At 51.4% G+C, this 7,124-nt stretch carries 7 protein-coding genes and 2 rRNA genes (1 of these 9 running past the window's edge); 1 reads left to right on the forward strand and 8 read right to left on the reverse strand.

Features of this window, described 5'->3' with window-relative positions; all coding sequences use genetic code 11:
- Positions 1–3: 3 nt before the first annotated feature.
- The 6 genes from holB to AB1S56_RS00570 form a co-directional block, all read right to left on the reverse strand.
- On the reverse strand, positions 4–981 hold the full coding sequence (gene holB, locus AB1S56_RS00545; RefSeq protein WP_340871550.1) for a DNA polymerase III subunit delta': 978 nt from the start codon (positions 979–981) through the stop codon (positions 4–6).
- 35 nt (positions 982–1,016) lie between these two features.
- On the reverse strand, positions 1,017–1,460 hold the full coding sequence (locus AB1S56_RS00550) for a YaaR family protein (RefSeq protein WP_340871484.1): 444 nt from the start codon (positions 1,458–1,460) through the stop codon (positions 1,017–1,019).
- Positions 1,461–1,474: 14 nt separating this feature from the next.
- Positions 1,475–1,804, reverse strand: a complete 330-nt coding sequence (locus AB1S56_RS00555; protein WP_340871483.1) for a cyclic-di-AMP receptor — start codon at positions 1,802–1,804, stop codon at positions 1,475–1,477.
- Positions 1,805–1,876: 72 nt separating this feature from the next.
- Positions 1,877–2,512, reverse strand: a complete 636-nt coding sequence (gene tmk / locus AB1S56_RS00560; RefSeq protein WP_340871482.1) for a dTMP kinase — start codon at positions 2,510–2,512, stop codon at positions 1,877–1,879.
- A gap of 96 nt (positions 2,513–2,608) precedes the next feature.
- Positions 2,609–4,150: an aminotransferase class I/II-fold pyridoxal phosphate-dependent enzyme gene (locus AB1S56_RS00565; RefSeq protein ID WP_340871481.1), complete on the reverse strand. Its 1,542-nt coding sequence runs from the start codon at positions 4,148–4,150 to the stop codon at positions 2,609–2,611.
- A gap of 205 nt (positions 4,151–4,355) precedes the next feature.
- Positions 4,356–4,559 (reverse strand): sigma factor G inhibitor Gin, encoded by a 204-nt coding sequence (locus tag AB1S56_RS00570; protein WP_340871480.1) that lies wholly within the window; start codon positions 4,557–4,559, stop codon positions 4,356–4,358.
- A gap of 209 nt (positions 4,560–4,768) precedes the next feature.
- Between AB1S56_RS00570 and AB1S56_RS00575 the strand changes: the two genes are divergently transcribed.
- Positions 4,769–5,299, forward strand: coding sequence for a transposase (locus tag AB1S56_RS00575; RefSeq protein ID WP_340871479.1), 531 nt, complete (start codon positions 4,769–4,771; stop codon positions 5,297–5,299).
- Between the two features lie 1,166 nt (positions 5,300–6,465).
- Here the strand turns inward: AB1S56_RS00575 and rrf are convergent.
- A 5S ribosomal RNA gene (gene rrf / locus AB1S56_RS00580) occupies positions 6,466–6,582 on the reverse strand.
- Positions 6,583–6,681: 99 nt separating this feature from the next.
- Positions 6,682–7,124: ribosomal RNA gene (locus AB1S56_RS00585) — 23S ribosomal RNA — on the reverse strand; it runs 2,489 nt beyond the window's last position.

A 7,124-nucleotide genomic window follows, 5' to 3' on the forward strand; every position in this document is an offset into this window, starting at 1 on the left:
GAATTAGCCCTCCTGTAGGTTTACCAATAATTGCTCAAAAGCTAGCTGCGGGGATACATTGCTGCGTATCCGCTTCCCCGCCTCCAGAATATGCTCCATGCAGGACACCCATCCTGCAAAGGATCGATCATAAGCGTGACTTCTTATCCATTCTACTTGATCTATAAATATAAGCTTGTCCTGCCTTCCGGCTTGGAACTGCGTCAAATCCTTGAACCATAGGGTTAGCATGGCAAGCAGCAGATCGATCTGACTTGCCAAATCCGTCTTAAACAGCTGTTGCTGGGCAGTGATCATCGCCGCGGTGAATCGGGACATACTCTCCTTGCCTAATTGTATCACTAGGTTTCTGATTTCTGCAAACCCATTCTGCTGGACTAATTCCCTCGCGCCATCCAGCCCAGCTGACAAATGGACGGCAGCCCTTGCCAGAAGAGGGGAGATTCCCTCCGCTGTGAGCCTCTCCAGCATCGCCTCGGGCGACATGGGGAGAAACGGCACCCATTGCGTTCGGGAGCGAATCGTTGGCAGCACTGCTTGTCCGTTATCCGTAATCAGAATAGCGACAATGGGGGATACCGGCTCCTCCAGAAACTTTAGCAGGCTATTGGCAGCCTGCAGCGTCAGCTTCTCCGCTGCTTCAACGATATACACCACTCTTCCCGATTGCGTGCTGCGATAGGCCATGGAGCGCTGCAGCTCGCGAATCTGGTCGATCTTGATGCTGCTGCCATCCGGTGCGATCGTGATCAGATCGCTTTGATTGCCGTGCTCGAACTTCCTGCATGCCAGGCATTCGTCGCAAGCGTCCCAGCCGTCAGCCGTACAGAACAACGCTTTGGCGAACTGCCGGGCCATATCGAGACGGCCCGTACCGGACGGGCCGCTGAATAGATAAGCATGCGATATTTTGTTGGTCTGAAGGGCATGCTTCAGAATTCGCTGCGCCTTCCATTGTCCGTCCGCCCGTTCAAGGCCCATACTCTCTTCCTTACCTTTCCCAGCTTGATTCACGTTTAAAACATCAGGTTAATCAATATGCCGCGTATTTCGCCAATTTTGTTGAGCAGCTCAATTCTTCCTTCCTCGCTGTTCAGCAGATCCTCGCCCATGGAGACCAGCGTGGCGTCGAGCTCATCGAGCAGCTTGTAGCGCTTAATCCGGCCGCGGCGATCGAAGCCGCGCACTTCCTTCAGGCCGATGCCTCGCCTTATGGTATCCTCAAGGAAGGACTTCACCATCTGACGGTACAGCATAAGCTCTCTGACCGTCATATTTTTGGACAATCGGTCGCCTTGGCGGTGTATATCCTGCAGCTTGGACTGCAATTGCTCCTGGCTGCGCTGAGCATCCTGCTGCACCATAACATCGGCGAAGCTGGAAGCCTGCAGCGGCTTGGCTGAAGGATCTGTGTTGGAACGATTCTGCTGGGCTAACCGCCAGCTTTGATCTACTCTCATGCTGTCACACCCATTCAGAAGTGTTCGAACCGTTCCACTGGGACGACGAATACCGCGGCTCCGCCAATCTGAACCTCCACAGGGAATGGAATATAAGAATCCGTGGAGCCGCCCATCGGCGAGACAGGGGTTACCAGTTGATCGCGAACCTTGCAGTTGGAGCTTATTACCTGGAGAACCTCGTGTACCCGTTCGTCCTCAATCCCGATCATGAACGTCGTATTGCCTGCTCTTAGGAAGCCTCCTGTACTGGCGAGCTTTGTTGCCCGGAAGCCCTCGCGCACCAGTGCGTTCGATAATCTGTTGCTGTCCTTGTCTTGAATAACCGCGATAACTAATTTCATCTCCATTCCCCCTTGGATAGTATGAGATAGGCAATCGATTATGGATGTTTTGTATAGTTTGACGTGATTGCCCTATAATCCTGCAAATCTGCGCTGAATGACGTCCATCGCCGATTGCAGCACCCGCTCTGGGCTTTGCTCAGCGTCAATCTGAACCATCCGCTCCGGAAATTGCTGAAGCAATAGCTGATATCCGGCCCTTACCCGCTCATGGAACGAATGGCGCTCCAGATCAAGACGGTTCACCTCACGCACCTCGTTCATCGCGATACGACCCAGCCCTGTCTCCGGCGATACATCCATATAGAGGGTCAGATGGGGCATCACGCCCGCAATGGCGAATTCGTTGATCCTCCAGACCTCCTCCATTCCAAGCCCTCTAGCGTGGCCTTGGTAAGCCAAGCTGCTGTCGACGAACCGATCGCATAACACGATATGGCCCCCCTGAAGGGCTGGCAACACCTTCTCGACCAGATGCTGTCTTCTTGCTGCCGCATACAGCAGCGCCTCCGTCCTAGCATCCATCGCAGTATTGGCAGTATCCAGAATAACGCCCCGTATCTGCTCCGCGATAGGAATGCCGCCAGGCTCTCTCGTAACGGTAACAGCTTTGCCCAGCTTCTGCAGTGTATTCGCCAGCTGCCCAATGAGTGAGCTCTTACCGGCGCCTTCGCCGCCTTCTATGGTAATGAATATTCCTTGATTCAAACGATTCGTTCCCCTAACTATAAACAGAACTTGTACATTTATTGTAGCAAAGGGGACCTCCTACTACAACGAAATAATGACGGTTTTCGACCGTGCTCAACATTTCTCTTCTATTATAATAGCAATAGTCTCCATAGCTTCGTCCTTCGCCCCTTGAAACCTTGCGCCGGAACGCGCCAACCGCTCAATATGCGCGATATGTTCACTCGAAATCCGCTCACCCGTATACAATACTGGAATACCAGGGGGGTACGGTACGACCATCTCTCCGCTGAGTTGATTCAACGCTCCCAGCAGCTTCACCCTCTGCTTGCTCGCTCGTGTTGAACGTGTAAACGAGACCAGCTCGCTTCTGCTTATCGCTGCATCTGCCTTAACAGCCTGCGCAGGATTCGTAGCGGCAACGCCAGTAGAAGGGGCGACGCTGCTATGGATGTGAACAAGCGCCTCCTTCAGTCTTGGCAGTGCTTCTCTTCCCGCATGGGGCCCCACAACAAGCAGCACATATTGTGGGTCTGCCAGCTCCGCATAACAGCCATGCCGCTCCAGCTCCTGCTGAAGCTCATAGCCTGACAGTGCTCCCGTTCCATCCGTTAACAGGATTCGTAGCGGATCATACGCGATAGCAGAATGAGCGCACTCGTCGCTGGCCCCCTGCCCCGGCATCGTCCACCTCAACGAGCTGCCCTGTAGCCACCTCCGGAATTGTTGCACCGCTTCGATCGACTCCTGGTATAAAGCCTCACCCGCGGATTGAACTATAGCCCGGGCAATATCCAGCGACGCGAGGATGGGAAAGGATGGACTGGAGCTCTGCAGCATGGCAAGCGTTTCTCTCAGCCTCTCACGGTCTATTCGCTGCCCTTGTACATGCAGCATAGCTCCCATGGTCATAGCCGGCAAGGTTTTATGCGTGGACTGGACAACAGCATCCGCTCCAGCCTGAATCGCTGAAGTCGGAAGCTGCGGATGAAAGCCGTAATGCGCGCCATGCGCCTCGTCTACGAGAAGCGGAATTCCAGCGCTGCGGCATCGCGCAATATAGTCGTCCAGCCTCACACTCATGCCATAATAGTTGGGCGTCGATAGGAATACCGCCTTGGCTTCGGGAACCATCATCAGCGCTTCCTCCACCTGCTGTATGCTCGGAATGGTCGCCAATTGGGTGTGGGGCTCGTATTCAGGGTAAAGGAATACCGCCTTGGCTCCCGCCAGCCTCAGCCCATTGATAATGGACTTATGTACATTGCGCTGCACGATGATGGTGTCCCCTGGCTGGCATACGGTCAGAATAAGCGCCAAATTGCCAGAGGTGCTCCCGCCAACGAGGAAATAAGTGTCCTCCGAGCCAAAGCAAGCCGCTGCCAGCCGCTGCGCTTCCTGGATGGAAGCCTCCGGGTGATGGAGATCATCCGTGGAGGATAGCTCGGTCACATCCAGTGCCAGCAAAGGGGCAAAACAATCCTCTATGCCGCTCTTGTGCTGTCCCGCCTTTTCTAATCCGTATTGCAGAGCCTCGCCCTGATGATGGCCTGGAACATGAAAGCTGACAGGATTACTCCTGGCGTGCTGAGCTAAAGCGTCATAAAGCGGAGTACGCCATTGCTGTTGCTGTTGTTGCTGCTGATTCTGTGCCAACTCGACACATCCTTCCTTCGAATACTGTGCTTCGTCTATTGTAACGAAGCTGTGAAGCTGACGTAAACTTTAAATGCCAAGTTGAAACGGCTGTCGCCGTCCTTGGCGGCGCAGCGCGTTTCATTCCGAGAATTCTAAGCTCAGTTAAGCTGTAAAACCTATAAATTAGAATTGCAAAAAAAACAGCCTCTGTCTCCAGGGCTGCTTACGCGTTTTTTTCTACAAATAGCTGCTTCATCTGATGAATAAAAAAAGGATATTTGGCGTCTCTAACGTCCGTGCGAACCATCTCTGACTCGCAGTCACTGCAGATAAAGCCTAATACGATTCGTATACCTTCTCCTTCAGCCTTATCATTGCCGCAAATCGTGCATTGGTGTAGGTGTTGGTGAGATCTGATGTTGTCCATGATCATCCCCGCTTTCCTTGCTTGTTAACATCTATTCCTACTATTATGCCACGTATTCTAGCGAAATATACTTGTTTCATAACCCATTTCAAATATTTATATATCATTATATGCAAGGAATAGGCGAATGGTGATCATACATTCAATTTCAGAATTCCCTTGCCGATATAAATAGTGGAACTATGCCCGGAAGAGGAAGGACGTCGTTTATGAAGCAGAAATTATCCGATCAGAGGAATGCGACGATCTATCAATACAAATTGGTCCAGAAGGTCGTCGTCAAGTCCGAGCTTATCATGAGCCATCTTATTATTGCCGCTATCTTTTTGGGATTTCAAATGCTTATCTACGGGATGGACGGCTTATTCGCCTGGCTGATCGGATTTGCCGCTGTACAGCTGCTCCATCTCGTTATTATTGTCATAACCTTTATTTCTGTAACTGAAGCAGCGGAACGTCAATGGGTATGGCGCGTCAATCCTCCATGGATCGGCTTTAAGCCTGCCAACGACATCTCCCTGGCGGTCTTCCGCCGCGTGCATCGCCATTTATTTTGGCTCGGATTGTGTATCATTGCGGTATTTTATCCCTGGCTCGGGCCATCTTTAATGATTAGCTTAATCAGCTGGCATATATGGGTGCTCATGCCTCGTCTTATGCTTTCCATCGCATTCCGCAAGCAGCGCAAAGACGGCATCCTCCGTCTGCAAACCAAAGAAGCATATTTCTATCATCGCTAGTGTTCGAGAACCTCCAGTAGACCGCTGGTTTACCACGGGTTACCCTCCCAGCGGTGGTCGTATGAGAATCATGCTGTCCATACGGTGTAGCGTGCGACTGACCGCCCGCTAGTGGCACCCCTGCGGTGTAGCATGCGAATAATGCTGCGAAAGTGCATCAATTTCTTATATTAGCTTGCTCAAATGAGGAAATGCTGCGATTATACATCATTTCAAGCACAGTTCCACCTTACATGACCACACATCGGCTATAATCCTGCACATTCGCATCAATTTGACCCTACACTAACTTTCCGAGCATTAATTACTGCAGGATTTGCAGGATTTACTCCTCCTGTACCTTCTACTGTACATAGCGGCGGGTAACCTTTGCAGCCTGCGAATAATGCTGCGAAAGTGCATCAATTTCTTATATTAGCTTGCTCAAACGAGGAATTGCTGCGATTATACATCATTTTAAGCACCGTCCCACCTTACACGTCCACACATCGCCTATAATCCTGCACATTCGCATCAATTTGACTCTACACTAACTTTCCGAGCATTAATTACTGCAGATTCGCAGGATTTAATCCTCCTGTACCTTCTACTGTACATAGCGGCGGGCAACCTTTGCAGACTGCGAATAATGCTGCAAAAGTACATCAACTTCTTATATTTGTTTGCTCAAACGAGGAATTGCTGCGATTATACATCATTTCAAGCACCGTCCCACCTTACACGTCCACACATCGCCTATAATCCTGCACATTCGCATCAATTTGACTCTACACTAACTTTCCGAGCATTAATTACTGCAGATTCGCAGGATTTACTCGTCATCCGCCTTCTACTGTATATAGCGCGCAACATTCATCATCAGGTTACTTAGGTTCGTCCACAACAACAAACCTGCCACAGTAATCTGTGACAGGTCATTCGTGCTTGACAAAGTCCAATCCTCACTGGGCTTGGGCTACTCGTGCTTGGCAAAGTCCATTCCGCACTGGGTTTGAGTTTGCTCCGGAGCGATTGCATCCCCAGTCGGCGTCTGAACCTACCTCTAAATGCCGGGTCATGCCTCGTCGAGTTACTTCGATGAAAGGTTCGGACACTCTCCCAGTAGGGAGAGGAACGTCTCCACGCACAAAAAGACCTACCGTAAATGAATACGGTAGGTCTTCTGTGCTTGGCGACGTCCTACTCTCCCAGGACCCTGCGGTCCAAGTACCATCGGCGCTGAAGGGCTTAACGGTCGTGTTCGGTATGGGAACGCGTGGTTCCCCTTCGCCGTCATCACCAAACGTCAATGTTTGCACATTGAAAACTGGATACGAAAGTTTGCTGAACTTTAGCTGTCATAAGCATATGCTTACGATGTGTGTTTCCTCTCGGAAACACTTTAGGATAAGCCCTCGACCGATTAGTATTCGTCAGCTGCACACGTTGCCGTGCTTCCACCCCGAACCTATCAACCTCGTCGTCTTCAAGGGGTCTTACTAAATTGGGAAATCTCATCTTGAGGGGGGCTTCACGCTTAGATGCTTTCAGCGCTTATCCCGTCCGTACTTGGCTACCCAGCGGTGCTCCTGGCGGAACAACTGGTACACCAGCGGTACGTCCATCCCGGTCCTCTCGTACTAAGGACAGCTCCTCTCAAATTTCCTGCGCCCGCGACAGATAGGGACCGAACTGTCTCACGACGTTCTGAACCCAGCTCGCGTACCGCTTTAATGGGCGAACAGCCCAACCCTTGGGACCTACTTCAGCCCCAGGATGCGATGAGCCGACATCGAGGTGCCAAACCTCCCCGTCGATGTGGACTCTTGGGGGAGATAAGCCTGTT

Origin of the sequence: Paenibacillus sp. PL2-23, from assembly GCF_040834005.1 — a bacterium.
GTDB lineage: Bacteria > Bacillota > Bacilli > Paenibacillales > Paenibacillaceae > Pristimantibacillus.